Origin of the sequence: Nostoc sp. WHI (assembly GCF_015714725.1) — a bacterium.
Taxonomy (GTDB): domain Bacteria; phylum Cyanobacteriota; class Cyanobacteriia; order Cyanobacteriales; family Nostocaceae; genus Nostoc.
This window is the reverse complement of the sequence record NZ_WBKM01000020.1, coordinates 1-26656: the sequence shown is the minus strand read 5'-3', so window position 1 is coordinate 26656 and position 26656 is coordinate 1. Positions and strand designations below refer to the sequence as shown.

Below are 26656 nucleotides of genomic sequence, written 5' to 3'. Positions count from 1 at the left end.
AACTAAAGAAAACTACTGAAATCTAAAGTTTAGAACTAGCTGAAGTTGTATTACTTTAATTTAGACGATCGCTCAACCCAAGAATCTGATACTGATGACCGATATGAAGAAGGCGTATGAAGTAACAGCGATCGCTCACTGCAAAATCTCTCTTTTCATCTCTTCCAAAGACAACTTCTTGCCTGCCTTAAATTCTTCCCGCGCCTTCTGAATAATTGCTAAGAACTCAGGATTAGTAAAGTGATATTTCATCTCGGTTTCTAGGGTTGCATCTGTAACTTTATTTTAAAAAATTAATATTAGTTATGACTAACATATTTAAACTAATCAACCAAATTGCGATCGCAGAAGCACAGTTGTCTGCTACCCAATTTCTCGCGCCCTGTGTCAAAGGTGGACGAGTTCGCACACAGGTAGCTGGGATGGTCTACACCTTCAGTCCAAAGCCTAGTAAATTTGAAGGTTGGGGCATCTTTCAGGCTGTGGATGAGAAGACAGCAACGGTTGTGGAAGAAGCAGACTTGCCCCAAATTGCGGAATACCTGCAACACTTTCCACAAGTACGATTGCGGTTAGCACACCCACTGCGGGGACAAACCTGGTTAGCATACCCTGTAAATGAAGCAGATATGCGTCAACGTTTGAAGGTGGTTAAGCCGATCGCAGTGCATCTAGTAACCGAGGGCGTTACCTTTGAGCAAATTATTGCCCGTTGGAATGGACAGTCTTGCTGGTTCGAGGAGGTTGATCGCCGTACCGATCCGGCAATTTCTGAAACTCTGCAATCTGCTATTAAGCAACTTACTCCTGCTGAAGAATTGCACTTCAAAGGCATTACTCCAGAAATCCGCACAGTGTATGAATTAGCAACTCGGCGTATTGATGGCTTTGCTCAACCCCAACAGGATGAAAAACGATTGAGAAAGGCATTGCAGATGGGCGGCGGTGAATTACGCCAATTCCACGATCGCAGTGATTATTGGACAGTTGATTGGACAACTGCTGATGGTGTTCGCCACACAAGTGCGATCGCTAAAAATGATTTAACTGTTGTCAGTTCTGGCATTTGTCTGAGTGGACGCGATCGCGATTTTGACTTGCAATCCTTAGTAGGTGTGATGGAACAACAAGAGTGGTGACAATACTTTTCGGTTAAGATGCACAGTCCTTAATGATCCCCCTTAGTCCCCCTTAAAAAGGGGGAGATAGAGCCATTCTGAGCAAGCTTTTTTAAGGGGGGTTGGGGGGATCAAGTCTTAACCAAACCGTATTGAGAGCGGTGAGTATATTAATTACGAATTACGAATTATTATGAGTATCTTTTTTCACGAACAGCTTTACCGCACTAATGCTGTAATGGCAAAGCTAAAAGACTATCCTGTAACAATTTGTGGGGCTGGAGCATTAGGAGCTAACATTGCTGAAAACTTGGCTCGATCTGGTTTTGATAAACTTACGGTGATTGATCGCGATCGCATTGAGGAGCGTAACCTTTCAACTCAGCCTTACTACCGTTCCGATGTTGGAGCGTTTAAGGCGAAAATCTTGGCGAACAATTTATATCGAGCAATTGGTACTAAAGTTGATGCTAAAACAAAAGAGTTGACACCAGCAAATACAACACAATTACTCAAAGATAGTCAGCTAATTGTCGATGTCTTTGACAACAGTGTGGCACGTCAAGCAGTGAAAGATTATGCTGATCAATTTAACATTCCTTGTCTTCATGCTGGACTGTCAGCTGATTATGCAGAAGTGATTTGGAATGACGTTTATCGCGTTCCTTCTGAGGTGAATGATGATGTCTGTGATTATCCCCTGGCACGAAACCTAGTCATGTTAACCGTTGCTGTGGCGTGTGAAGCGATCGCTTCATTCATTGCTACAAAAGAACAGCGTAATTTCACCATCACTCTAAAGGATTTGAGTGTTCAATCTCTGTTTAGGTAGCTTGCGTCCATGAATAGTGCTATCAAGTAGACTATAGTCCTCCAAACCACTCATAGCCCTGATCCTCCCAATAGCCTTTAATGGGCAACAAATTGCTGACAAATGTAATTTGAGTTACCCACTTGCTTTGCTTGTAGCCCAGTTTAATTGGGGATGCTAGGCGCATAGGCGCACCATTATCAACTGACAATGGTTGTCCATTCTTTTGATAAGCCATGAGAGTTTGGGGATGTACCGCAGAAGCAATATCCCAGCTTTCATAATAGCCATCAGCAGATTTGAAGTAGACATAACGAACGTTTGACTTCGGCTGTACCAACGCTACTAAGTCTTGTAATCGCACACCCCCCCATTGAACGATCGCAGCCCAGCCTTCAACACAGACATGGCGAATCACCATTGAAGTCAAGGGAAGTTTTTGAATATCCACCATGCTCAATTGCATCGCGTTAGCAACCTCACCATCAATCGTTAGGCGAAACTGCGCCGGATCAATTTGCGGAGTGAAGTCAAAGGTATTAATCAGTAATTTATCTGCTTCTATAGCACTAACAGGAAATTCTGGAACTGGTTTCTGACTTAACAAGAGTGCTTCAAGACGTTGATTTAGTGGCTCAGATATTTGCCGGACATTATCTGAGAACAAACTTGTCCCACAGCCACCTAAAAGAAAGCCTACCCCTGAAAGTCCAGATACTTGCAGTAACCGGCGACGGGATAGGGTGCGTTTGGGAAGAATCAGACTCATAAAACCTCTACAGGAACATAGACTTAACTAGACGGACGCTTCCTACTTTGAGAGCAAGTAAGGAATAAGCAATTGTAAACAGTATGACAGTGATAAAGTGAATAGTGCGTAAAGTCTGCCAATTACCAAACAGCCCGGAAAGCTAATGAAGTTGGGCAGGTTTGTACATCGCCTTGGGAAAAATTGCGAGTAATCCTAAAAATAAAAAGAGTGCGATCGCACTATTACGCAATAAAACAATTTATCGGGTTGACGAAGATAATAAACAGGTGAACATTGCAAGGTTTCAGGACGCATTAAGATTCAGCCCTGAATTGTAATTGTAACCTTTTACAAGAAAGCGTATTGACAACGTAAATACATCTTGCCTAGACTATGAGGTATGGATGTGTTTTTCGTGCTTAATGGTGTCACCTTCCTTTGAAACCAGGAGAAAGCTAGATTAATCCTAGCAATCATGACGGCATAACATTTCAGCAAGCCGTAGAAGCTTTCTTCGATCCGTTTCTAGTGGTGGTTGATGCAAGCCGCAATGATGAGGAGCGGGATGCTGTGATTGGCTTGGACAGACGATGGAATCTTCTGTACGTCGTCTACATTGAACGTGAAAACGACATGATTCGGATCATCTCGGCTCGGAAAGCGACGCGCAAGGAACGTGAATACTATGAAAGCTGAAGTCTTAAGAAAGCGACTCGATAAAAATCGTCCAATGACGACAATTACAATTCGCATTCCCGAAGATGTGATTGAGGATTTGAAGCGAGTAGCACCATTGTTAGGGTTTTCTGGTTATCAGCCATTAGTTCGTGCTTATATCGGACAAGGACTTAGAGCAGATATTGAACGACTTGAGGGTGATACTGTTTCGATATTGATTGCGAGCCTGAAACGGCATGGTGTGAGTGATGAGATAATTCGTGAAGCACTCAGCGAAGCTACTGAGCGAGGCAGCAACAGTTAGTAACGGTAGTATTCCTCTGTCATGAGTAGCGAAAATTATCTGCTTGTGTTCGAGGTTACTAGCATAAAATAACCTGTGATCTATTATTTAGAAGTGCATTGACCAGATTTGAATTCATAGTAGATGGCCCACCAGTCTCACAACAGGCTCGCGATCGCGGCAAGGGCAATCGGCGTGAAGCTTGGAGAAAGACAGTGCGACAAGAGGCTGAAAAATACTGGTCTTCGGAACAAAAAACAGCTACTGGGTTGGTTATGCTCCAGATAACCTATTTCTATGATTCTGATAAAATGGATGTAGACAATATACCGAAGCCTATTCAAGATGCAATTAATGGATTAGCCTACGACGACGATTCTCAAGTAAGCGATCTCTTAGTTAGAAAGAGAAATTTGTCAGGTAACTTTAGAATAGAAAACATGACCCCAACATTGGCGGAAGGTTTTGCTCGTGGCAATGAGTTCTTACATATTGTCGTAATTGATGCTCCTAACCAGGAGTTAATTATTTGATGGAAACTCCAACCGCAAACTTAGAAAGAGAGCGATTGCTGAAACTAGGAGAGGAGTATCGTGAAAAGGGTTACGAAGTTTTTTTTCATCCAAATCCAGAAGACTTACCTGACTTCCTTAATCACTATCGCCCTGACATGATAGTACGTCGGGGAGAAGAAAATGTAGTTATTGAAGTCAAGTCACGCTCCTCACTTAATTCTTCTTCTAATCAATATTTAGTTAATTTAGCTCAAGCGGTAGAAAAACATCCTGGTTGGAGATTTGAATTAGTAATGACCAACCCGGAGGATATAATGTATTCTCTGAAAGCAGAGGGTTCTCTTCAGGAACATGAAATAGAATCACAGTTGCAAGTAGCAAGGCAACTTACAACGCAACATCCAGAATCAGCTATTCTATATTCTTGGTCTTTGGCAGAAGCAACTTTGAGACTTATTACCGAAAAGGAAGAGCTAAGTTTAGAAAGATTTGATCCACTCTACTTAGTAAAGCAATTAGCAACTGAAGGTGTAATTTCAAAATCTGAGTATCAGTTACTAATGAATGCACTCTTATTACGTAATGCGATCGCTCATGGCTTCAAAACTACACAACTTACACAAAATTCTGTATATGAATTGATCGAGCTTACAGAGCAGCTCTTGAAAACTTTACATACTGACGAACAAGTATAAAATAGGGAGTGGTAAATTCCCCACTCCCTACTCCCTACTCCCTTCTTATGCTTCGATAACTACCCGGAGATTGCCCCGTTTTTTAGCAACGCGACAAGCAGTGGTAGTCCCAGAACGCTCGAATTCTAAATCGAGGATGGTGGGGCCGACTCGCAAATTATGAAATGACAGGCGATTAATCGATTCTGGCAAAGCGGGATCGATTATTCGCAAGCAGTTATTTTGAGCGTCAGGCACCAAATTGACCATCATTTGCAGTAGTTGAAAAATACTACCAGTAGCCCAAGCTTGGGGAGTACAAGCAACTGGATACTGTACGGGAGCATTATCACCGTTCCGTTCGTAGCCGCACAAAAGTTCTGGAGGACGTTGATAGGGTTGCTGCTCAGTCATGTCGAATAAACCTTGGAATATTTCTAGGGCTTGATCAATTAGACCGAGCGATCGCAATCCCATTGCAATCAAAGCGTTATCATGAGGCCAGACCGAACCAGTGTGATAGCCCATTGGATTGTAAGCGGGTGACAAACTACTCAGGGTACGAATGCCCCAACCATTAAACATATCTGGTGCCCGCAACCGTTCTGCTACACTATAAGCCTTTTCGTGGGTGAAGAGGCCCAAATTCAGACAATGACCGGGATTTGAGGTGATACTGTCTACTGGGTTGCCATCTCCATCCAAAGCCAAAGCGCAAAAATCCTGGTCTTCCACCCAAAAATCTCGATTAAAACGAATCTTAAGATTTCTCGCCTCTTCTTGCCAACGATCTGCCAAATCAAGCCGCTTCTTCATCCTAGCTATTTCTGCTAGGCGCATTTTTGCAGCATAGACGTAAGCTTGCACCTCAGACAGGGTAATTGGGCCGTTGGCTAATTCTCCCTTGTGGTTTACAATACAATCGCCAGAATCCTTCCAACCTTGGTTAACAAGACCGCGTTTGGATTTACGGAAGTAACTGAGGTAACTGGTTTGTTTGCTATTGCGATCGATCCACTCCATTGCTGCTAGAGCATTCGGCCAAAGTTGCTCTAGGAGTTCTTGATCGTGAGTCCAAGCATAATGTTCGGCATAGAGCATCAGCCATAGGGGAGTGGCGTCAACAGTACCATAGTAGGGTGTATGGGGAATTTCTTGACAACGAGCCATTTCTCCCAAACGTAGCTCGTGCAAAATCTTACCCGGTTCTTCTTCGCGCCATTCGTCGTCGATTTTACCTTGGTATGTCGCTAGTAATATCAGGGTTTCTTTGGCGATTTGCGAGTTTAACATCAAGGTTTGGGAAGCTGTGATCAGCGAATCTCGACCAAATAGTGTCGAAAACCACGGCACTCCGGCGGAAACAATTTTATGCTTCCCAAAAGATTGGCGCAACAAATACATATCTTGTTCTGCCCGCTCAATCACTCGATTGAAGGTATTCTTATCTGAGCTAATACGTGTAATTTGTTGTACCCAGTTTTGCTCTTCCATAAACTCAGCGGCTTTCGCCTGTCCTAAGGTAATGGCGGCGCTCACGGTTGAACTGGATTGGTTGTTTCTCAACATATTCACTCGGTAGCCCAGCTTTTGAGTTTCGTGAGAAGCCAACTCTAGCTGCCAAACCGCAGTGTAACCCTTGAAAGAGTCTGGTTGCCGATGTTGGAATAGAATCCGGGATTCCATCACCGAGCCATCCAAACCTTGATAAGCGAGTGTCAAAGATTCTTCCCTAAAGGCAGATGGCTCTTTGGGTATAGGCGTAACGCCATCGACGAGAGAAAATGTTCCTTCCTCAGGCGTCAAGGCCACAAGGCGTAAAAGCCGGCCTCGTTTTTCTCTGTTGTAGCCTCGGACTTCAAATAAATCAACAAAATCCGCGTCAAAGCTGATGCTTAGTTCAAAACTGACGGTTGTTGTGCTGTAGTTGGATACTTCTATTTCTTCAAATAATGCTCCATTCAGCACGATTTCTCGGCGAATTCCGATAGTGTCGGCTTTCAGGCGTTCGTCAATTCTGGGGTTGGTACACAAAACTGAGAGTGAAAACCCTTTTTGGGCACTACTACTGAGGAGTACAGGCGATCGCCCTTCAATTTGCAACTCCAAGCGATTCAGAAATCTTGTATCACAACAAAACAGTCCCATACTGGGATTGCCATCGTTAAGGGAACAGCCAGAAATATTCCCAATAGTATCTGTCACAAAAAATAAATCATCATCTTTAACCGTCAGCGTCGGTTGTGGTCTTTCACTCACAACACAAGGCCACTCCGGGATCGGTAATTGTTCAGCAGGAATAAAAGTTTTTCCATCCAAGAAAATTTTTTCCGGGGTCATTAGTGTATCCGGTGTCATTAGCCAAAGTTCCGTGTACAGGTCTATATTTTTGTGGTCTTCCGAGTAGAGGCTGCTGACCTCATAACTTCCGCGAAAAGGCGCTCTCTAGAACTCGTTTGAGCCATTCGAGCCAAAGTAATCCTTACATAATGCTGACAAAATAGCAGCACTCAAATCAATATAAGCAAATCTTGATAGATTTATATTTTATAAGTCTAAAGTCAGACTGAAAACTGAGGATTTTGAGATAATTTATTAGTCATTTAACTTTCTCAAGACATAAAGCACATAGGATATCCAGCAAAAAAGGCGAAATTCACAGTTTTTGTTGGGCATAGAGAGGATTTTTTCTCTCCTATTATACGATTTTGTCTTAAATATCTTTGGTATTTGACTAGACAAATTCAGGACTTACGCAAACAATAGCCGAAACCTTGATTTTCAGGTAGGGGCAATTCATGAATTGCCCCTACAGCGTTTAATTAATTGATTAAATTTAATCACTAATTATGGATTAAATTATGTGGATGTAGCAGTAATGATTTTTGGGTAACAAAATTTCTGTAGTGAGCATAAATCAATGTAGGCAAAGTAGGCGATGTCTTCTCTACGAGACGCTACGCCAACGCCTAGATTATTAATCAATCTTCAGTAGTTAATAGTCAATATAACAGTTTAAACTATACAATAATTGTTTTTTAATACTTAGCAATGAAAAATTTTACTTGTCCAAGCATACGACAAAGCTGGTCAAGAATGTATATTGGGCGTAGTAGCCTATTATTTAAAACGTCACAATTTGCAACTGTCTGTTTAAATTGAGAGTCCGTTGGAATTTGTACAATGCAACTGTGACGTGGATCTGATCGAGGTTGAGCGTTTAACAATAATTCATGAGCATTTCGACTTCTGTGCTGAGTGATCTGCTAAAGTCCCTACCGTACTTGCGGCCCCAGCTATATTTTAAGGCTTCGCTAACGGCGCTCTCCCACGCGATGGAAGATCAAGTTTTGGCTGCGACTTTAGCCCAACCCCTGATAATTGCTAGTTTCCAGCGAGAGCGATTCTATCGCCAAGAAGCTCATCGCTATCAGCGACTTGCTTTGCGGAGTAATCAAATATATGTATTATCTGCTCCAGAAACAGATTTTACCAACAGTTCGGAACACTACGAAAAAGTTGCTTTTGAGCCAGAGGATGGCTTAAGTCAAGAGTGGCATTTGGTTGTGATTGCTGACAGTTATGCCACTTGTCTGGTTTGCCGGGAAAACCTTGGTTCTATTGCCAAAAACAAGCAACTACCAGAGCTAAACCCTAGCCTGGATATGGACACAGCACGAAGATTTGAGGGAATTTGGACATCGGAAAGGGGAGTTAGCCTAAAAGCAGCCGAATTGCTGTTAGAGAGGATTTTGGTTTACAGACCAGAATTGGCAAGTAAAATTGACGAGGCACGCCAGAGGTTTGGCATCGGGGAGCCAAGAAGCTACTCTGGAGCAGAACAGGTCAATGAATATGCTTGTGATATTGACACAGATCCCTTTGTGCAGCGCTTAGTAACTTATTTGCAAGCTAGTCAGTACAAATTGCACAAAGCCTACCGTTCAATTGCTGCCAAAGCACGAAAAGAGCGGTTAGTCAACTCAATTAGCACTGCCATTCGGCGATCGCTCGATCCTCACGAAGTTCTCCAGGTGGCGGCACAAGAATTAGGACAACACCTAGAAGCTTGTCGCTGTCTAATTTACCGCGCTCAAGCCGCAGATAGCCAAGCCATAATTGAACACGAGTTTTTGACTCCTGGGATTGTATCAGTTCGTGGGCAAACCTGGGAGTTAGAGAAAAATTTTCTATTTCGGGACATAGTGGAACAAGGGGAAGGGATTTGTGTAAGCGATACGCTGAGTGACCCTCGCGTTACCAATTCGCCAGGACTTTCCTTAATTGCCAAAAAGTTTGCCATTCGTTCTTGGTTGATGGAACCAGTGTTCTCTCAGGGGCGATTATTAGGCATTGTGGAGTTACATTATTGCCGGATGCCACCGCACGAGTGCCAACCTGGGGAATTGGATCTGGTAAAAGCGATCGCTACCCAAGTAGGAGCAGCTCTCATCCAAGCGGAAGCTTACGCCAACCTAGAAGAACTTAACCAGCAGCTAGAAGCCTTAGACCGCACTCGCAGCAACCTCATAGCCATTACTGGACATGAACTGCGTACCCCCCTATCCACCATTCAAGTGTGCTTAGAAAGCCTCGCTAGTGAGCCAGATATGCCCTTGGAGGTGCAGCAGATCATGCTCAACACTGCTCTTTCTGACTCAGAGAGGATGCGGAAACTGGTACAAGATTTTCTGACCCTTTCTAACTTGGAAAGCGGCCGGGTGCAATGGCATCCAGAATCTCTCACCTTACAAGAGTGTGTGGATTTAGCACTCAGCCGAAATCGCACACGTTCCTCAACGGAAAAGCTGCCCCAAATCAAAACTCAAATTGCCCAAAACCTACCTCTGATAAGAGCTGACGGTGATTGGTTAGTAGAGGTACTGGCAAAACTTATGGACAATGCTTTTAAATTTACGCCACCCGAAGGAGAAATTACCATTCAAGCGATTGACAACAGCTATCAAATGGTCGAGGTTACTGTGGCTGACACCGGACGCGGCATCGAACCGAATCGTTTAGAAGTAGTTTTTGACCGCTTCTATCAAGAAGAGGGAGCGCTGCGCCGCACCACTGGCGGGACTGGACTTGGTTTAGCAATTTGCCGTCAAATTGTTAATGGCTGGGGTGGGGAAATTTGGGCAGAGTCAACTGGCAAAGACCAGGGTAGTAAGTTTCGCTTCACTATACCTAGTATTGAGAGTAGCAGACAAGAAAATCGGACAAAAGTCAAGAGTAAATAGGTATTAGTCCTTTGTCATTGGTCATTAGTCATTGGGCAAACAGGGCATGGGGCATGGAGCATAAGTTTTTAACAAATGACAAAGAACAAAGGACAAATGACTAAAAACTGTTACAGTCTATAACGCGATCGCAATATGATCCTGGTTGCGGTGTTAGGATTCCCTAAAAACGTTGAGAGAATACTTTAATGGCAGAAACACTCTCTGGAAAAACACCGCTATTTGCTGGCCACACTGGTGGCTTGCTAACTAAAGCAGCAGTGGAAGAAAAGTACGCTATCACTTGGACTAGCCCCAAAGAACAAGTATTTGAATTGCCTACAGGTGGTGCTGCTACTATGCGGGAAGGTGAAAACCTGCTGTATCTAGCTCGTAAAGAGTATGGCATTGCTTTGGGCGGTCAGCAACTCCGGAAACTCAAAATTACAAATTACAAAGTTTACCGGATTTTACCTAACGGTGAAACTACTTTAATTCACCCAGCTGACGGCGTATTCCCTGAAAAGGTGAATGAAGGTCGTCCAAAAGTGGGTTATGTCCCACGCAGCATCGGGGAAAACCCCAGTCCAGCACAACTCAAGTTTAGTGGTAAAGCTACCCACGACGTATAGGGACTAGGGACTGGCGAAGAAGCAGGGGAGCAGGGAGCAAAGGAGAAGAGTTTTCCCCTCTGCCCCCTGCACCCCGCTCCTCTGCCTCTTTTCAATGCCCAATCCCCTATCCCTAAGCTATTTATGGTATTCCCCGATTTCTCAGAATTTTCTCAGCTAGCTGTACAAGGCAACTTCGTTCCGGTATATCAAGAATGGGTAGCAGACCTAGATACGCCCGTATCTGCTTGGTATAAAGTCTGTGCAGGTCAACCCTATAGTTTTTTGTTGGAATCAATAGAAGGCGGGGAAAAACTGGGACGCTACAGTTTAGTGGGCTGTGATCCAGTGTGGGTTTTAGAAGCAAGGGGCGATCGCACGATCCAAAAAAACCGCGATGGTTCGCAGGTCGTTTTTGCAGGTGACCCTTTTACAGCTTTAGCCGAATGTTTAGCACCTTATCACCCAGTCAAGCTACCACAGCTACCGCTAGGAATTGGCGGGTTGTTTGGGTTTTGGGGCTATGAATTGATTCAGTGGATTGAGCCACGCGTGCCAATTCATCCACCAGATGAGCGAAATATCCCTGATGGGTTGTGGATGCAGGTAGACCACCTATTAATTTTTGACCAGATGAAGCGGAAAATTTGGGCGATCGCTTATGCTGATTTACGTGATCCGAAAGTAGATTTGAAAGCAGCATATCAACAAGCTAGCGATCGCGTCACTCAAATGCTCGAAAAGCTATCTCTACCTTTATCGCCGGAAAAAACCAGATTGGAATGGAAATCGCCAGGGAGCAGAGGGGCAGAGGAGCAGGGGAGCAGAGGAGCAGGGGAGTATAAGAGCAACTTTACCCGCCCTGATTTTTGTGCCAGCGTCCAAAAGGCCAAAGACTACATTCAAGCAGGCGATATTTTTCAAGTAGTAATTTCCCAGCGACTATCAACAACATACACAGGCGACCCCTTTGCACTTTACCGCTCCCTACGTCAGATAAATCCTTCGCCTTATATGGCTTACTTTCACTTCCAAGATTGGCAAATCATCGGTTCCAGTCCCGAGGTGATGGTAAAAGCCGAAACAGATTCAGATGGTGGAGTGATAGCAACGGTACGCCCCATTGCCGGGACGCGGCGACGAGGTAAAACCACCCAGGAAGATGCCGCTCTAGCTCAGGATTTACTCCAAGATCCTAAAGAAATTGCCGAACATGTGATGCTTGTAGATTTAGGACGGAATGATTTGGGGCGTGTTTGTCAAAGTGGTAGCGTCAAAGTTGACGAATTAATGGTAGTTGAGCGCTACTCCCATGTGATGCACATTGTTAGCAATGTTGTGGGTAAATTAGCACTTGGTAAAACAGCCTGGGATTTACTAAAAGCTTGCTTCCCAGCAGGTACGGTAAGCGGCGCACCCAAGATTAGGGCAATGGAGATTATCCACGAGTTAGAGTCTAATCGTCGGGGTGTTTATTCCGGTGTGTATGGATATTACGATTTTGAAGGACAATTAAATACTGCGATCGCAATTCGTACAATGGTAGTGCGTGATAATATGGTGAGCGTGCAAGCCGGTGCAGGTTTAGTGGCTGATTCGGAGCCAGAGAAAGAATACGAAGAGACGCTGAATAAAGCTAGAGGTCTGTTAGAAGCAATTCATTGTTTGCGTTGAAATGTAAAATTACTCAAATACTACTGTCCTGTTACCATATACTAATACACGATTTTGCAAATGCGATCGCACTGCTCTTGCTAATACAACTCGCTCTAAATCTTTGCCTTTTCTAACCAAATCATCAACTTCATCACGGTGACTAACTCGCACCACATCCTGTTCAATAATTGGCCCAGCATCTAAATCAGCAGTAGCATAATGAGCCGTTGCGCCAATAATTTTAACACCACGCTCAAAAGCTCTGTGATAGGGATTTGCTCCCATAAAAGCTGGTAAAAATGAATGATGAATATTTATAATTTGCGGAAACTGAGTGATAAAATCTCCACTAACAATCTGCATATATTTCGCCAACACAACTAAATCAATTTTGTACTGGCGCAGTAATTCTAATTGTTGAGCTTCTTTTTCCGATTTATTGTCTTTAGTAATAGGAATATGTCGGTAGTCGATACCAAATTGTTCTGCAACTACCTTTAAATTAGAATGGTTACTAAGAATTAAAGGAATTTCAGCAACAAATTCTTGGGCGCGTTGTCGCCAAATTAAATCAAATAAACAATGGTCTTGCCGACTTACCCAAATAGCGATGCGTGGTACAGTATCAGAAAAACGTATTTCCCATTTAGCGCCTAAAGGTTGAGCGATTGGATTAAATGCAGGGGCAATCAACTCTCGCGGCAAATTAAACCCATTTAACTGCCATTCGATGCGAGTGAGAAATAATCCAGCAGCAAAATCTGTATGTTGATCTGCATGGATAATATTACCGCCATTAGAATAGATGAAATTGGCAAATTTCGCCACTAGTCCCCGTTGATCCGGGCAGGAAATCAGCAATGTTGCTGTCGGATTTGTCATTACTTACTATTGGTCGGAGTCGGTAGAGGAAGAATACTTGGCAGAGGTGTTGCGTTAAGATTATCTACAGGTTGTTTCCATTCTGATAATTCCCGGTTCACGGCATTTGCAAAATCTGGAGATACCAACAGCACATCTATATTTCCATCTGGTTTAGCAGCAGAGTCAGTTTGAGCATACAAGAAACGCCCGTTAAAGTTAAGTTTACCTAAAATCAACTGATGGTTTTGCTGATTTTTTAGGGTAATATTGATAGTTGCTTGGGGTTGATCTAAGGCAAACTCTCCAAGCTCTTTTGCTGGAGTTGATAAAGTGCGTAGTTTACCGCCGTAGGCATCGCTCTTACCTTCGACTAATAAATCCATCAAATAAGAAACAATAGCATCATTTGCTAGACCAGATACCGGAGATTTAATTAACCATTTGGGGTTGCTAGATTCAGGATTACGTTCCAGATTCAGGGTGAGTTTTTTTGTCTTGACTGTTAAAGACTGCACATCATCTGCGGCAAAAGAGAAAATTTGCTGCTTTTGCTCCTTATTTTCTTCTCGCACAGTTGCACCTCGAATTTCATAGAAGTAAACAAAACCACCTAAACCTAGCGCTAGTAGTATCAAAATTAAAGTCGTTCGCGGCAATTTCATTTTTTATTCATTGGGTATTTGTCATTGTAGAGACGCGATTCATCGCGTCTTTCTACCGTCGTTTCCACCAGATAATAACTGCCGCCGCAAAACCAATTAAAGGTAAAACCAACAAAGACAACAATATTAAAAGATTGCCTTGGGTGGTTGTCAGGGTTATTCGACGGTTTTTCGGTTCTTTGGGGCGAATGGAAAGGGGTTGCTGATCCTGTTGATTCAGCCAGGTGACTGAGTTGAGGAATACATCTCCATTTAGTTGCTTTTGAAACAAGCCATCGGTGGCAAAATTAGAATTTCCTAAAACCACTAACCGGGACTCGGTGGCTGTTTGAGATGAGGGAGTGGGCGCAGGGGAGGCTAGGGGAGTGGGGGAAGGAGTAGGAGTAGGGGAAGCTTTACCTTGAGTGGTTGGTGATGGAAGGGGTGAAAGTGTAGGAGAAGCTTGGGGAGTGGAAGTAGATTTAGCTGCTTGTTTTCTGGTTAAGGCTACACCCAAGGTTAGAGGCCCTTTGAGGTCTTTATCTGCATTAAACTCTAATTTTTCGCTTTGAAGGTCGCTTTCTGCCCAGCTACTGGGATAGGGTTTGGTTCGTAGCAGAGGAGTAGCTTCGACACCAGGTACAGAGGTAATTTCCAGTGGTCGTGCAACCGGATAAAAAGAATTACCGTTACCGAAATCTTTGGTAATCGGATGTTGCCCGTATTCTGTCACCAAGGGCGCAGCAGGGCCAAGTCCCACGACGCTTTCACCTGAAACATCCACTGCTAAACGATTATCTAGACGAACACCCCACTCTTGTAGCAAGTTGTCAAGTTTAGGATCAGTATTGGGATCAATCATCAGCAGTAAGTTACCGCCTCGATTCAAATACTCTTGTAAGGCTTTAACTTCGCCCTCAAATAGCTCTCGCTTGGGGCCAGCGACTATTACAACAGCAGCATCTTGAGGAACTTTGGAGGTTTCTGCTAAATTTAGTGGTGCTGTTGTGTAATTTTTGTCGCCTAATCCCTGGACTGCTTGTGATATTGAACTTTTACCTGCTGAAAGTTGATGTTCGCCATGACCTTGCAGTAAGTAAACTTTGACTGTGGTTGAATTTGTTAATTGTTGCAGGCGACTGGTTAATCTAACTTCCGACAAGCGCTCATTTTGATTTACTGTTTGTACTAATTGCCGTTTATCGCCAGATTCTAGGTAAACTTCCCCATAATCTTTTACGCCAAACTTTTCTGCAATTCCTGGTCTTGCTTGGGGGTCAATGTACTCATATTTAAATTTTGAGCTTTGGCGTTGATAGTTTTCTAGCAGTTCTCGGTCTTGGGGATTCTGGTTAATATCAAACACCCACACTTTAACTAGCTGTGGTAAAACCCTCACCAGTTCCCGCGACTGGGGCGCAAGGGTAAACAATTGAGTTTCTGTTAAGTCTGCCCGTAAGTGGTAGCGAGTTCCTAAAAAGTTAATCAATCCCAAAATTGCCAATACTGCCAGAGTTGCTACCAAGGCATTAGTCCCAGCTTGGGTAGAACGACGTTTCCACCAGTTAGTCTGGTAACTTTGCCAGATTATCCACAATGCACTGATGGCAATTCCTGTAATCAAAAATGCTAATGGAATTAATCCCCACTGGTCAGAGACTAATCCAACTGTTAAGCCGACGGTAATTAAGAACGGACCGAGCCAAAACAGATATTTCCACAGTTTCTTTTTTGCTGCTATTTTCATATTATTTAGACTGAAGTTAGGAGTTTTACAGCGATTTTCGGGTAAATGAACCAAGTTGTTTTTATCTCACGCAAAGGCGCAAAGGCAAGGCAGCGCGGTCTTGGGGGTTTCCCCCATGAGCGACTGCCGCGCAAAGAAGAAAGGAAAGAAGAAGATTGTGGTCTAAGTACATGAAAACTGCTGTAACTTTTTACTTCTAACTTTTAACTTATATGACTATTGCCTTTGGAAGCGCAGGGCATCAATTGATTGAGCGGTGAGAAAGATGCCCAAAAAAATGTAACTGGCAAATAAGATTAAGGCGCTGGTATCAAAAATGCCTTGAATTAAGGTGTTGTAATGTTTCAGCAATGATAGATGACCTAATGCTTCGCCTATGGGAGCAGGGACAATTTTGGCGATTAAATCAATCAATAACAATAATAAGATGACTGCAAAGGTGAGAACGGCAGAGAGAATTGTGCTGTCTGTTAATGAGGAAATAAACATTCCTATAGATAAAATTGCGGCTGCTAGCAAGATTAATCCTAAATGAGCCAGCAAGGGAATTGAGGGCGACATTGGTGGATTTGATCCACCGATCGCGATCGCTTCAAACACTAGCATGGGTACGACCATTGTGGTAAAAAATGTTAGTACGCCTAACAACTTACCTAAAGCTACCGCCCAATTGGTGATTGGTGATGTAGCTAACAGCTCTAATGTGCCCCGCTTACGTTCTTCGGCATAAAGTCCCATTGAGAGAATTGGCAGGATAAACAACAATAGCCACCCCATACGATCCAAAAATGCCCGGATAAATTCGTAGGGGACATCTATCGGCGGTATTGGCACTCCTAATTGTTGCCCTTGTAAATCTAGGGCGGCGACCCCTGGCAAAATGCCATCTGGCCCTAGCAAAATCATTACGAAGAATAACCCCGTGATGAACCAAAATATGCCAGCGATCGCATAAGCTAAGGGCGATACAAAATAACTCTGTAACTCTCGGCGATAAATGGCAATAATATTACTCAGTACTACACCCATTTACGCGGCTTCTCCTTCTGTGAATCAATTTTGGATTTTGGATTTTAGATTAACCCAATGCATGAATGCAGGCGCTTCGATTAAGATTTTTAGATTTTGAATTATTCAATCCAAAATCCAAAATTTAAAATCTAAAATTCTGTGACTGCTTCTAAATGCTTTTCTTCTGTGGTCAGTTGCAAGAATACATCTTCTAAGGTAGCGTTTACTCGCCGTAGTTCATGTAAACCAAATCCTGCACGCACTAATGTTGTGGCAATATCGCGTCCTGGTTCTTTTCCTGGTTGGGATATCACCCGCAGGTAAGCACGATTTGCCTGGGGTTGATGACCTGCGGCTGTGGGAATTGATTCTACCAAACTCACACCCGCGATATTTTGCAATACCTGTTTCGCTAGGGCGGCTTCTCCTTCTATTTCTATTTCATATCCTGAACCGCCTGTCAACTGGGTCATCAGGTTTTCTGGTGTATTAGTTGCCACTAATTTGCCGCGATTGATGATGGCAACTCGGCTACAAGTCATGCTCACTTCTGGCAAAATATGTGTGGAAAGAATAATTGTGTGAGTACCCGCGAGGCTTTTAATTAAATTCCGCACCTCAATTATTTGGCGGGGATCGAGTCCCACAGTGGGTTCATCCAAAATGATCGCTGGGGGATCGTGGACGATCGCTTGAGCAATTCCTACCCTTTGGCGGTATCCTTTAGAAAGTTTGCGAATAATCACCTGCTGCTTATCTTCTAAGTTGCAGCGTTTGATAGCAGCTACTACCTTGTTAGAGCGATCGCCTGCTGAGACTCCCTTAATTCGTGCTACAAAATGCAAAAATCCCTCTACCGTCATGTCTGGATATAACGGCGGTGTTTCCGGTAAATAACCTATTCGTTGGCGGACAGCGAGGGAATTTTCATGGACATCATAGCCAGCAATCCGCGCATTGCCATTTGTCGCCGGTAAATAACCAGCCAGAATTCGCATGGTTGTAGTTTTGCCAGCGCCATTGGGGCCTAACAATCCTAAAATCTCCCCTGGCTCGACGCTAAAAGTGACATCAGTAATCGCTGGGGTAGAACCGTATATTTTACTTAGATGTTCAACTTCAATCATCGGTATTAAGCGATCGCAAATTATGAGATACCCAATAATCTTAGATCACCAAAACGTGCTGAGTGGTGATACCAAGTACTGCTTGCTTTAGCATAGTTGTAAACTGTAATTAAGTAGGCGTGAATAATTAAACGTTTGTAGTAATGACTTTAGTCATATTTTAAGGACTAAAGTCCTTACTACAAGCTAATTTGATTGATGTTACATTGCGTAATATAGTTTAATTTATTTTTGCCTACTTACTTACATTGCATACAAAAGCGATCGCCATCTAGATGCATTAGTCCTAGTCCTGTTGAAAGCGCTGTTTTGTTCTGGCTAGAAACAAAGATTGATAAACAAGTTGTTGTGACGGGAATTAATTACTTACTGATAAGTTGAACGGATAGGAGGTTGCAACAGGGATGGCACTTGAATTTGGGTTTTATCAGAAAACACTAGACGGACGCTACAAAATCTTTAAAAAACTCAGTGAAGGAAACTTTGGTGAAACCTACTTGGCTATCGACCAAAAACGTCCCAGCAAACCTCTATGTGTAGTTAAGCGACTCAAGCCAAAACACAGCAATCCCAAAGTGTTAGACCTCTTTGAGCAGGAAGCGGTAATTTTAGAGAAGTTAGGCGAACATCCGCAGATTCCCCGGCTGCTGGCTCACTTTGCTGTCCGCAATGAATTGTACATTATCCAAGATTATGTGGAGGGACACACCCTCAGAAAAGAAATTGTCCGGGGAAACCAACTCAGTGAAGACTATGTTACCAGGCTGTTGCAGGACATTTTAGAGGTGCTGGTCTTTGTTCATCAACACAATGTCATTCACCGAGATATCAAACCCGAAAATGTAATGCGGTGCAAACAGGATGGTAAACTCTTCGTGATTGACTTTGGCTCTGTGAAAGCGCTTAACGTTCTCTTGTTCAATCAACTAAGAAATCCTACCAGTGTGTTTATTGGCACTCCAGGGTATATACCCACGGAGCAAGCTAGGGGTAAACCTCGCCTGTCTAGTGATATCTACGCTCTAGGAATGATGTGTATAGAGGCTTTGACAGGAATTGCCCCCAGTCTTTTACAAGAAGATTCGCGGACTGGACAAACTCTCTGGCAGACTTATGCACCACTGGTAAGCGATCGCCTTGCTGATATTCTCAATATGATGGTGTGCGATGAGTACACTGAGCGCTATCCATCAGCAGTGGAAGCATTGCAAGCACTTACTTCAACCACAGCGTTACGATCGTCCTCGCTACTACTTTCATCTCCAGAGGAACAGTGGGATGGCAGTCCCTTGTTAGGTAACTTTGCCAATTTAGAGGAACTGCCGCAGGAACCACAAGAGCAGTCGCCGTCAGCCGACACTCCAACTTGGCTGGGCAAAGAAGTAGAAGTGGCTCCAGAGAAAAAACGCCACTTGTTTCAAGATTGGGAATTTGCCGGAGTTTGGAACGGAGGAAGGCGACGCGCCAACAACTCTGAGCAAAGCAGTGTCTCCCCTCCTACAGGGTTGATTTTGCCAGATACTAACTCTTCACTTCTCTTGTCAAACCTCAACTCAAAGGATGGCTCGCAATTTGATCCGCGTCTGCGGGAAATTGATCAAAGTGAGTTTGATACGGCAATCTTACCCTTGGAAGAATTTGAGTTTGAGATCGCTACTGTTGCCGAAAAAAGCTCACTTGCCTCCACAGCTAGCGATGAAATCACTCGTCGTCAGGGATGGGCGCAATGCTTAATTGAAGAACTAGGCGATGGCATCACCTTGGAGATGGTATCTATTCCCGGTGGACAGTTCTTAATGGGTTCTCCAAAGGATGAGCCAGAACGATTTGATTCTGAAAGCCCACAGCATCTTGTGACAATCAAACCCTTTTTTATGGGTAAGTTTCCTGTTACCCAAGCACAATGGCGGGCAGTGGCAGTGTTGCCCTCAATCAACCGTAATCTCGATCCTGAGCCGACTAATGTTAAAGGAGCAAACCGTCCGGTAGAGCAAGTTTCCTGGGACGATGCAGTAGAGTTTTGTACACGATTGTGTGAGAAGATGGGGCGAAATTATCGGCTTCCTAGCGAAGCTGAGTGGGAATATGCCTGTCGTGCCAAAACCACTACTCCTTATCATTTTGGCAACACTCTCACTTTGAGTTTGGCAAACTATAGCAACTCTATCTACGGCAGTGGCATCCAAACAAATCATAGGCAAACAAGCCCTGTAGACTGTTTTAAGCCAAATGCTTTTGGATTATATGATATGCATGGCAATGTGTGGGAATGGTGCGGGGATAACTGGCACGACAATTATGAAGGCGCGCCCATTGATGGTAGTGTGTGGTTGTCTAAAGATGGAAGTCAGTCTCGTTTGATTCGAGGTGGTTCTTGGAAAAGCTCTGCTAAGTTATGCCGTTCTGCATATCGTAGTTGGAATCCTCAAAATGGCCGGGGCAACCTCATCGGTTTTCGGGTGGCACTTTCTTTTTAAGGGCGTATTGCAATACGTTAGAGTAATCCAAGGAAAAATCTGCTTTGCTAAGAGGTTTTGCCCTTACCCCAACCCCTCTACCAAAATGGCTACGGTGTACACATAAGTCCTTTTGACTTGCACCTTTGATGCATCGACGTGCACCTTTGTTGCATCGACGTGCACCTTTGATGCATCGACGTGCACCTTTGATGCATCGACGTGCACCTTTGTTGCATCGACGTGCACCTTTGTTGCATCGACTTGCACCTTTGATGCATCGACGTGCACCTTTGATGCATCGACTTGCATCGTTATTCGATACTCTGGTGCAAGATGTCAGAGAAATTATTCTCTCGTTCCTATGCAGAGCATGGGAATGGGTGATTAAGGGCTGCTGCCTCCAGTTAGACATTGAGCCAGAGACTCAATGAATGCATTCCTAGGCGGAGCCTGGGAACGAGGAAAGCCTTATCAAGTTCTCTCGTTCCCATGCTCTGCATGGGAATGGCTGATTAAGGGCTGCTGCCTCCAGTTAGACATTGAGCCAGAGACTCAATGAATGCATTCCCAGGCGGAGCCTGGGAACGAGGAAAATTACGAATTACGAATTACTGTCAACTTGGCTAAAGAATTAGCTACTGTTACAGCTTGTTCTGATATCTGGTTAGCAATACTCGCAACTTCTAAAATAGATTGGTTGGCTGTGGTTGAAGTTTCTAATTGGTTTGCAGCTCCTTGAGTCAGTTCTTCAACTAATGTGTTCACTTGACTACTGATGGCATTAATTTGATTGAGTGTTTGCTGAATTTCTTCTACACCTTGAGTAAGTGCGATCGCTTGTTCTTGTCCTGCTTCCATTAAGGTTACAACTGCATTATTACCTGTATAAATTTCTGCAACCAAAGATGGAATTTGGGCAATATCGGTATCCAACTGCTGCGCCTGTGACAAAAGTATCTGAGCGATCGCCGCAAACTCTTCACCCGCAGAACCAGTCCGGGCTGCTTCTAAGGCGATCTTCATGGCATGAAATTTTATCTGTGACGCAACTTCAACGATTTGTCTAACTCCTTGGGAGAGCTTCTGAGAAGGCTGATCTAAGCGCTTCACTCTGGCGGTAGCTTCTGTCGCTGTGGCGCGGATCGCCCCAATCCTATCTACAACTTGGTTCATCCTCTCCTGCCCGTCTTGGACTGTGTTGCCGAACTGCTGCTTTTGGCGTTCAGCTTGTTCGGCACGGAGAAGCATTTGTTGAGCCAAATTAGCCAATACTTGAATTTGATTGTAGACAGATGTCACCGACTCCATTTGGCTGAATGTCTGAGAGGAGAGAGTTTCTACAACAATTTCGCTATCCCGCAAAAGTTCTGATACTTGATACTGAAGTGCTGCTTTTTGTTGGTTCTGGTCTTGAAAGGCGGATTCAACAGATTGATATGATTCCTCTACCCGGTTTAGCACCCTAGCATGGTCGAGAGCAAATCCCACCTGCATGGCTAACTGAGCAAATAAATCAATTTCAAATTGCTGCCACTCACGAGGTGCAGAGCAGTTATGGGCAATTAGTAAGCCAAACAACTGATCGTCTTTGAGAATGGGTGCAACCAAATTCGCCTTCACGCCAAAAGGTTCGAGTTGGCCAATGTGACAAGCACTTAGCCCCGCTTCATAAATGTTGTTGGTTGCTTGAACTCGACCTGCTTGATACTGCTCAACATAACGTTCAGCAAAACAAGGGTCTTTGATGTTGGCTCGTAATGCCTTGGCAAAACCTGGTAGCACTGCCTCCGCTAGGACAGTTCCATACCAATTACTATCAAAGCCAAAAATCATTACTCGGTCAGTAGCGATCGCTTTGCGAATTTCGTCAACGGTGGTTTTAAGTACATCTTCTTCGTTGAGCGATCGCCGAATGCTGCGGGTAATATCTGCAATTAGCTGAGTTTGCCTCCCTTCAGCGTCAATGCGCTGAAGCAGCCGAGCATGATCCAGAGCAAATCCCACCTGCACGGCCAACTGAGCAAATAAATCAATTTCAAGCTGTTGCCACTCACGAGGTGCAGAGCAGTCATGGGCAATTAGTAAACCAAACAACTGATTGTCTTTGAGAATGGGTACAACTAAATTTGCCTTCACGCCGAAAGGCTCGAGTTGGCCAATGTGACAAGCACTTAGCCCCGCTTCATAAATGTTGTTGGTCGCTCGAACTCGACCTGCTTGATACTGCTCAACATAACCTTCAGCAAAACAAGGGTCTTTGATGTTGGCTCGCAATGCCTTGGGAAAACCTGGTAGCACTGCTTCCGCTAGGACAGTTCCATACCAGTTACGATCAAAGCCATATATAAGTACTCGGTCAGTAGCGATCGCTTTGCGAATTTCGTTAACGGTGATTTTGAGTACATCTTCTTCGTTGAGCGATCGTCGAATGCTGCGGGTAATATCTATTACTAATTGGGCTTGGTCGGCTCTGCTAGTTATCTGTTCTACAAGCTTGGCATGGTCGAGAGCAAATCCTACTTGCGTGGCAATTTGACCAAACAAATCAATCTCAGACTCTTGCCAAACCCGAGGTGCAGAACACTGATGCCCAATTAGCAAGCTAAATAGCTGGTTGTCTTTGAGAATGGGCGCAACCAGATTTGCTTTGACTGCAAATCGCTCTAATAACCCGATGTGACAATCTTTGAGGTTGGCTTGATAAATATCATTAATCGCTCGAACGCGACCGTTTCGGTACTGTTCGACATACCATCCCTCAAAACACGGGTCTGAGATGCTTGCCCACAGGGTCTTTGGTAAACCGGATGCTGCTGCTTCTTCTACAAAAGTGCCACTGCCATCGGAGTTAAAGCGAAAGATCACCACGCGATCCATCCTAAAAGCTTTGCGAACTTCTTCAACAGTAGTTCTGAGGACATCTTCTTCAGAGAGGGCTTCCCGAATGCGACGAGTAATGTCCATTAATAACTGCGATAGCTCGGCTTCAGCTTTTTTTTGCCAAATTTGCTCTGGCAACAGATTTTGTAGTAAGTTAATGTTTGCCTCTAAAGCAACTAGTTCATCTTCGCCAGCAACGCGAATCAGAGTTCTAACTTCTTCTCCACGTAGTCTATTTATTAAAGCGTTAGAAGTCTTGGCAGCAGACAAAACTCGACGAGTGACACGATTGATTACAAAAGCAGCGATCGCCCCTGCCACTACAGCCATCACCCCAGCCTGAAGCAACAGGGATGATTGATGTTTCTCAAGTGCAAGTTTAACTTCTGTCAGGTCTGCGGCACTTCCTTGCTTGGCTTGGGTAAACTGCCTATTTATAGATTGACTACTAAAGTAGCTAGTTATCCCAATTGTCAGCACTGGGAGCATAGTCAGGGCAATAGCCCAAGCGGTTGCTTTAGACTTCAGAGTCCATTGCTGCCGCCCTTGCTGCCAGAGTGAACGCTTTGATGAACTGTTACGCTTTGGGGCAACTTGAGCTAGGTGAGCTTGAGAGTCAGTGTTAGCTCTGTTGCCATTAAATTTATTGGGAGAACGCTGAGTCATAGATAAAACTTCGTCGAGATTGTATCCTTTGTAGGGAAGAGGGCTAAAGGGGTTAGGTTTTTGAGGCTTTGATATTACCTAAAATATTTTTTAAACATTCTCTAAGCACTCTTTAAGTATTACGTATTAATAAGCCGTAAAACATTGAGATGAAAACTTAGAACGCTGGGCTGCAAACTTAGAATGCTGGGCTGCGAACTTAGAGCGCTGGGCTGCGAACTTAGAACGCTGGGCTGCGAACTTAGAACGTTGCGTAAGCAATACAGTTTAGATAAGACTTGATCCCCCCAACCCCCCTTAAAAAGGGGGGCTAAGAATGGATGGCTCTATTTCCCCCTTTTTAAGGGGGACTAAGGGGGATCTTTAAGGACTATGCACCCAACCGAACCCTATTGCTTGCGTAAGGGTCTATAACTTGGTATGTACACAGTATTGTCATAATTAAAACAATTGACTCTCAACTATCAATGGTGAACTCTACACTCGTTGTCACACTCTATGTCAACCCTATGACAGGGAATGATACTAATACTGGTTCACGGTTGAGTCCGTTTAAAAGCCTCACTCGTGCCTTAAAAATAACCAAAATCCACACGCTCATTCATCTGGAATCAGGGACTTACAGCACTGTTAGTGGTGAAGTATTTCCACTGGTCATTTCTGGAAAGGTGACGATAGTGGGTAACGAAGCTAACAAAGGAGCAGGAATTGTAATTACCGGAAGTGGGGAATATCAAAGTCCTAGCTTTGGGATGCAGAATATTACGCTGCTCTTAGCAGATAATGCCAGTCTTTTAGGTGTAACTGTTATCAATCCCTCAGCAAAAGGTACTGGTATTTGGATTGAATCGGCTGCACCGACTTTAGCCAACAATACTTTGAGCAACTGTGGGCGGGAAGGTGTATTTACCAGTGGCACTGCCAAACCCGCAATTTTAGATAATATATTTGTGCAAAATAATGCTAGTGGATTAGTGATGGCAGGTCATAGCCAGGGAGAAGTGCTACGAAATATATTTCAACAAAACCCATTGGGCATAGTAATTAGTGACTTTGCCGCTCCTTTGATTGCCAATAATAAACTATCAGAAAATCGCACAGCGATCGCACTTTCTCGCCACGCCCAACCTGTGCTGCGTCAAAATCTCATTGCCAAAAATACTCAAGGTGGTTTATTAGTCAATGGCAACGCAGCCCCAAACTTAGGTAGTACCCAAAATCCCGGTGATAATATTTTTCGTGAGAATAGGGAATTTGATTTACACAACACCACTCCCCAAAAGCTGGTTTCTGTAGGTAATCAATTAAATCCTTCGCTAGTAAAAGGCTTAGTTGAATTGATCCCAACCAATGAAGTAGCGATTAGCACCAGTTCCTCTGATGCCCCAAAAGAATCCCCCTATCAACAATTCCCCTTGTCTCCCCCTTCCTTCCTTTCCACGTCTCTTCAATTAGATGGGCATTGGGCAAAACCATTTATTGAGGCATTGGTGAAGATGGGTTTAACTCACGGTTTTACTGATGGCAGCTACAAGCCAAATAAACCCATGACTCGCGCTGAATATGCAGCTTTGGTGTCCGTTGCCTTTAACCCGACTCCCAAACTCCTAGCGCCTGATTTTACAGATGTACCCAAGGATTTTTGGGCTTATAGCGCTATCCAAATTGCTGCTAGCGGTGGCTTTGTTGGTGGATTTAGCGATCGCACTTTCCGCCCTAATCAAAATGTGCAGCGCCTACAGGTGATTGTCTCTCTAGTTAACGGACTGGGACTAGCTGTGGCTAATAGCGATGCCTTAGAAGTTTACAGCGATCGTCATATTATTCCTGACTATGCCCGCACAGCCGTTGCCACTGCAACACAACAGGGAATAGTTGTTAACTATCCAGATCCCAAACTACTTGCCCCTTTACGTCTAGCAACCCGCGCCGAAGTTGCAGCAATGGTTTATCAGGCATTAGTCGCCATTGAACGAACACCTGCGATTAAATCAGTCTATGTAGGGTTGCATTCTGTAAGTTGATAAGTAAAATAGGAAACACTTGCCTATCGAGTTGACAACTCTTGGAAAAAAACCATGTAGTTAAAAGCACGCTAGGCTAATATGCGATGGGTGACAAATCTTAGACCTATTGCTTATAGCTAGTAGCCCCATGTTAACAACACTTCCAGACACCTCTGCCAACTTAGCGATCGCCTTATTAATTAACTATAGTTTTGATCTTAATGGTTACAGTGCCAATGAGCTAGTTGAGCGTTGGCAAACGCAATATCCCCTTAATTGGCTACACTTAGCAGTGATTGAAGCACTATATCAAGGCCGTTATAAAGCGGTTTCGGTGCAGCAAATCTTAGTATTTTGGCAGCGCCGCGATGAGGCTGCATATCATTTCAATATGGAATTTGAACGAATGATTTGTAGCAAATTTCCCCAAAGCTTAAGCTCATTCGCTGCACCAGCCCTACCGCCAGTCGAGAAAAAGCCTACTGTAGAAAAAGTGACGAGTCCGCAATTACCACCAGCTAGGATTCGCAACAGCAATCAATACAACAGTACTGCAACTCTACACCTGATAAGTGGAGAACAAAAGACATCTTTGAGTGAAGAAGAGGGTAAGCCGGAAGATAAAGCCAATCAAACCGTTCTGAAGTCTTCCCTGTCTGGGAAATTTACCTCTTCAGCGACGCTTCAGCTATCACCTGCTGTCACTCAAAAGCTCACTTCACAAGAAAGTCCACCGCCCTCCCCATCACCAAGCCCTCATAAACGACAACGAAAACTGCTTCCACCTGCTGCTATTCATCCCCCAATCGGGCAATTTACTCCCGAAAAAAGCGATCGCTCTGAGTCTTTCACGTCTAAACTCAAAGCGATGTTTGGCGAACAGAATGCAAGTGTGGGGAGTGGGGAGTAGGGAGTGGGGAGTAGGGAGTGGGGGGA

22 protein-coding genes are annotated in these 26656 nt (G+C 44.1%); 14 read left to right on the top strand and 8 right to left on the bottom strand.

The genetic code is table 11. From position 1 onward, the window contains the following. Window positions 1-305: 305 nt before the first annotated feature. Together F8S12_RS01970 and F8S12_RS01965 are read left to right on the top strand one after the other, a co-directional pair. Window positions 306-1139: a hypothetical protein gene (locus tag F8S12_RS01970; RefSeq protein ID WP_196514547.1), complete on the top strand. Its 834-nt coding sequence runs from the start codon at window positions 306-308 to the stop codon at window positions 1137-1139. 172 nt (window positions 1140-1311) lie between these two features. After that, window positions 1312-1950 (top strand): HesA/MoeB/ThiF family protein, encoded by a 639-nt coding sequence (locus tag F8S12_RS01965; RefSeq protein WP_196514546.1) that lies wholly within the window; start codon window positions 1312-1314, stop codon window positions 1948-1950. A 31-nt stretch (window positions 1951-1981) separates the two neighbouring features. On the opposite strand, the gene F8S12_RS01960 is transcribed toward F8S12_RS01965, so the two are convergent. Next, window positions 1982-2698 (bottom strand): molybdopterin-dependent oxidoreductase, encoded by a 717-nt coding sequence (locus F8S12_RS01960; protein ID WP_196514545.1) that lies wholly within the window; start codon window positions 2696-2698, stop codon window positions 1982-1984. A 441-nt stretch (window positions 2699-3139) separates the two neighbouring features. Between F8S12_RS01960 and F8S12_RS40175 the strand changes: the two genes are divergently transcribed. The 4 genes from F8S12_RS40175 to F8S12_RS01940 all read left to right on the top strand — a co-directional run bounded on the left by F8S12_RS40175 (window position 3140) and on the right by F8S12_RS01940 (window position 4851). After that, complete coding sequence (locus F8S12_RS40175) at window positions 3140-3376, top strand: BrnT family toxin (protein WP_331001333.1); 237 nt, start codon at window positions 3140-3142, stop codon at window positions 3374-3376. Continuing rightward, entirely contained in the window at window positions 3366-3662 is a 297-nt protein-coding gene (locus tag F8S12_RS01950) for a hypothetical protein (protein ID WP_196514544.1), read from the top strand. Before F8S12_RS40175 ends, F8S12_RS01950 begins: the two co-directional genes overlap by 11 nt. A gap of 98 nt (window positions 3663-3760) precedes the next feature. Further along, entirely contained in the window at window positions 3761-4174 is a 414-nt protein-coding gene (locus tag F8S12_RS01945; RefSeq protein ID WP_196514543.1) for a RusA family crossover junction endodeoxyribonuclease, read from the top strand. Next, a complete protein-coding gene (locus F8S12_RS01940) occupies window positions 4174-4851 on the top strand; it encodes a hypothetical protein (RefSeq protein WP_196514542.1) in 678 nt (225 codons plus the stop codon). The genes F8S12_RS01945 and F8S12_RS01940 overlap by 1 nt, the downstream gene beginning before the upstream one ends. Before the next feature lie 45 nt (window positions 4852-4896). On the opposite strand, the gene F8S12_RS01935 is transcribed toward F8S12_RS01940, so the two are convergent. Next, window positions 4897-7188 (bottom strand): amylo-alpha-1,6-glucosidase, encoded by a 2292-nt coding sequence (locus F8S12_RS01935; RefSeq protein WP_196514541.1) that lies wholly within the window; start codon window positions 7186-7188, stop codon window positions 4897-4899. 875 nt (window positions 7189-8063) lie between these two features. Here F8S12_RS01935 and F8S12_RS01930 point away from each other — a divergent pair. The 3 genes from F8S12_RS01930 to trpE all read left to right on the top strand — a co-directional run bounded on the left by F8S12_RS01930 (window position 8064) and on the right by trpE (window position 12337). Then, window positions 8064-10073, top strand: coding sequence for a DICT sensory domain-containing protein (locus tag F8S12_RS01930; protein WP_196514540.1), 2010 nt, complete (start codon window positions 8064-8066; stop codon window positions 10071-10073). A gap of 188 nt (window positions 10074-10261) precedes the next feature. Further along, on the top strand, window positions 10262-10684 hold the full coding sequence (locus F8S12_RS01925; protein WP_196514539.1) for a photosystem I reaction center subunit II PsaD: 423 nt from the start codon (window positions 10262-10264) through the stop codon (window positions 10682-10684). A 123-nt stretch (window positions 10685-10807) separates the two neighbouring features. Next, window positions 10808-12337, top strand: a complete 1530-nt coding sequence (trpE, locus tag F8S12_RS01920; protein ID WP_196514538.1) for an anthranilate synthase component I — start codon at window positions 10808-10810, stop codon at window positions 12335-12337. Window positions 12338-12346: 9 nt separating this feature from the next. On the opposite strand, the gene purU is transcribed toward trpE, so the two are convergent. The 5 genes from purU to F8S12_RS01895 form a co-directional block, all read right to left on the bottom strand. After that, on the bottom strand, window positions 12347-13201 hold the full coding sequence (purU, locus tag F8S12_RS01915; protein WP_196514537.1) for a formyltetrahydrofolate deformylase: 855 nt from the start codon (window positions 13199-13201) through the stop codon (window positions 12347-12349). Continuing rightward, window positions 13201-13845, bottom strand: a complete 645-nt coding sequence (locus F8S12_RS01910; protein WP_196514536.1) for a DUF4340 domain-containing protein — start codon at window positions 13843-13845, stop codon at window positions 13201-13203. Before F8S12_RS01910 ends, purU begins: the two co-directional genes overlap by 1 nt. 52 nt (window positions 13846-13897) lie before the next feature. Continuing rightward, window positions 13898-15571, bottom strand: a complete 1674-nt coding sequence (locus tag F8S12_RS01905) for a GldG family protein (protein ID WP_196514535.1) — start codon at window positions 15569-15571, stop codon at window positions 13898-13900. A 216-nt stretch (window positions 15572-15787) separates the two neighbouring features. Beyond that, window positions 15788-16600: an ABC transporter permease gene (locus F8S12_RS01900; RefSeq protein ID WP_196514534.1), complete on the bottom strand. Its 813-nt coding sequence runs from the start codon at window positions 16598-16600 to the stop codon at window positions 15788-15790. Between the two features lie 131 nt (window positions 16601-16731). After that, a complete protein-coding gene (locus F8S12_RS01895; protein WP_196514533.1) occupies window positions 16732-17709 on the bottom strand; it encodes an ABC transporter ATP-binding protein in 978 nt (325 codons plus the stop codon). Window positions 17710-18113: 404 nt separating this feature from the next. Here F8S12_RS01895 and F8S12_RS01890 point away from each other — a divergent pair, with 404 nt between their 5' ends. The 3 genes from F8S12_RS01890 (at window position 18114) to F8S12_RS41480 (ending at window position 20727) form a co-directional block, all read left to right on the top strand. Further along, window positions 18114-20186, top strand: a complete 2073-nt coding sequence (locus tag F8S12_RS01890; protein WP_230967731.1) for a bifunctional serine/threonine-protein kinase/formylglycine-generating enzyme family protein — start codon at window positions 18114-18116, stop codon at window positions 20184-20186. Window positions 20187-20314: 128 nt separating this feature from the next. After that, window positions 20315-20599 carry a hypothetical protein gene (locus tag F8S12_RS01885; protein WP_196514532.1) on the top strand — a complete coding sequence of 95 codons (285 nt, stop codon included), beginning with the start codon at window positions 20315-20317 and terminating at the stop codon, window positions 20597-20599. Next, a complete protein-coding gene (locus F8S12_RS41480; protein ID WP_269144760.1) occupies window positions 20596-20727 on the top strand; it encodes a hypothetical protein in 132 nt (43 codons plus the stop codon). The genes F8S12_RS01885 and F8S12_RS41480 overlap by 4 nt, the downstream gene beginning before the upstream one ends. Before the next feature lie 35 nt (window positions 20728-20762). Here the strand turns inward: F8S12_RS41480 and F8S12_RS01880 are convergent, their stop codons facing one another. Further along, a complete protein-coding gene (locus tag F8S12_RS01880; RefSeq protein WP_196514531.1) occupies window positions 20763-23714 on the bottom strand; it encodes a methyl-accepting chemotaxis protein in 2952 nt (983 codons plus the stop codon). Between the two features lie 467 nt (window positions 23715-24181). Here F8S12_RS01880 and F8S12_RS01875 point away from each other — a divergent pair, with 467 nt between their 5' ends. Beyond that, window positions 24182-25738 carry a DUF1565 domain-containing protein gene (locus F8S12_RS01875; protein WP_196514530.1) on the top strand — a complete coding sequence of 519 codons (1557 nt, stop codon included), beginning with the start codon at window positions 24182-24184 and terminating at the stop codon, window positions 25736-25738. A 130-nt stretch (window positions 25739-25868) separates the two neighbouring features. Continuing rightward, complete coding sequence (locus tag F8S12_RS01870) at window positions 25869-26630, top strand: hypothetical protein (protein ID WP_196514529.1); 762 nt, start codon at window positions 25869-25871, stop codon at window positions 26628-26630. The last annotated feature ends 26 nt before the right edge of the window (window positions 26631-26656 follow it).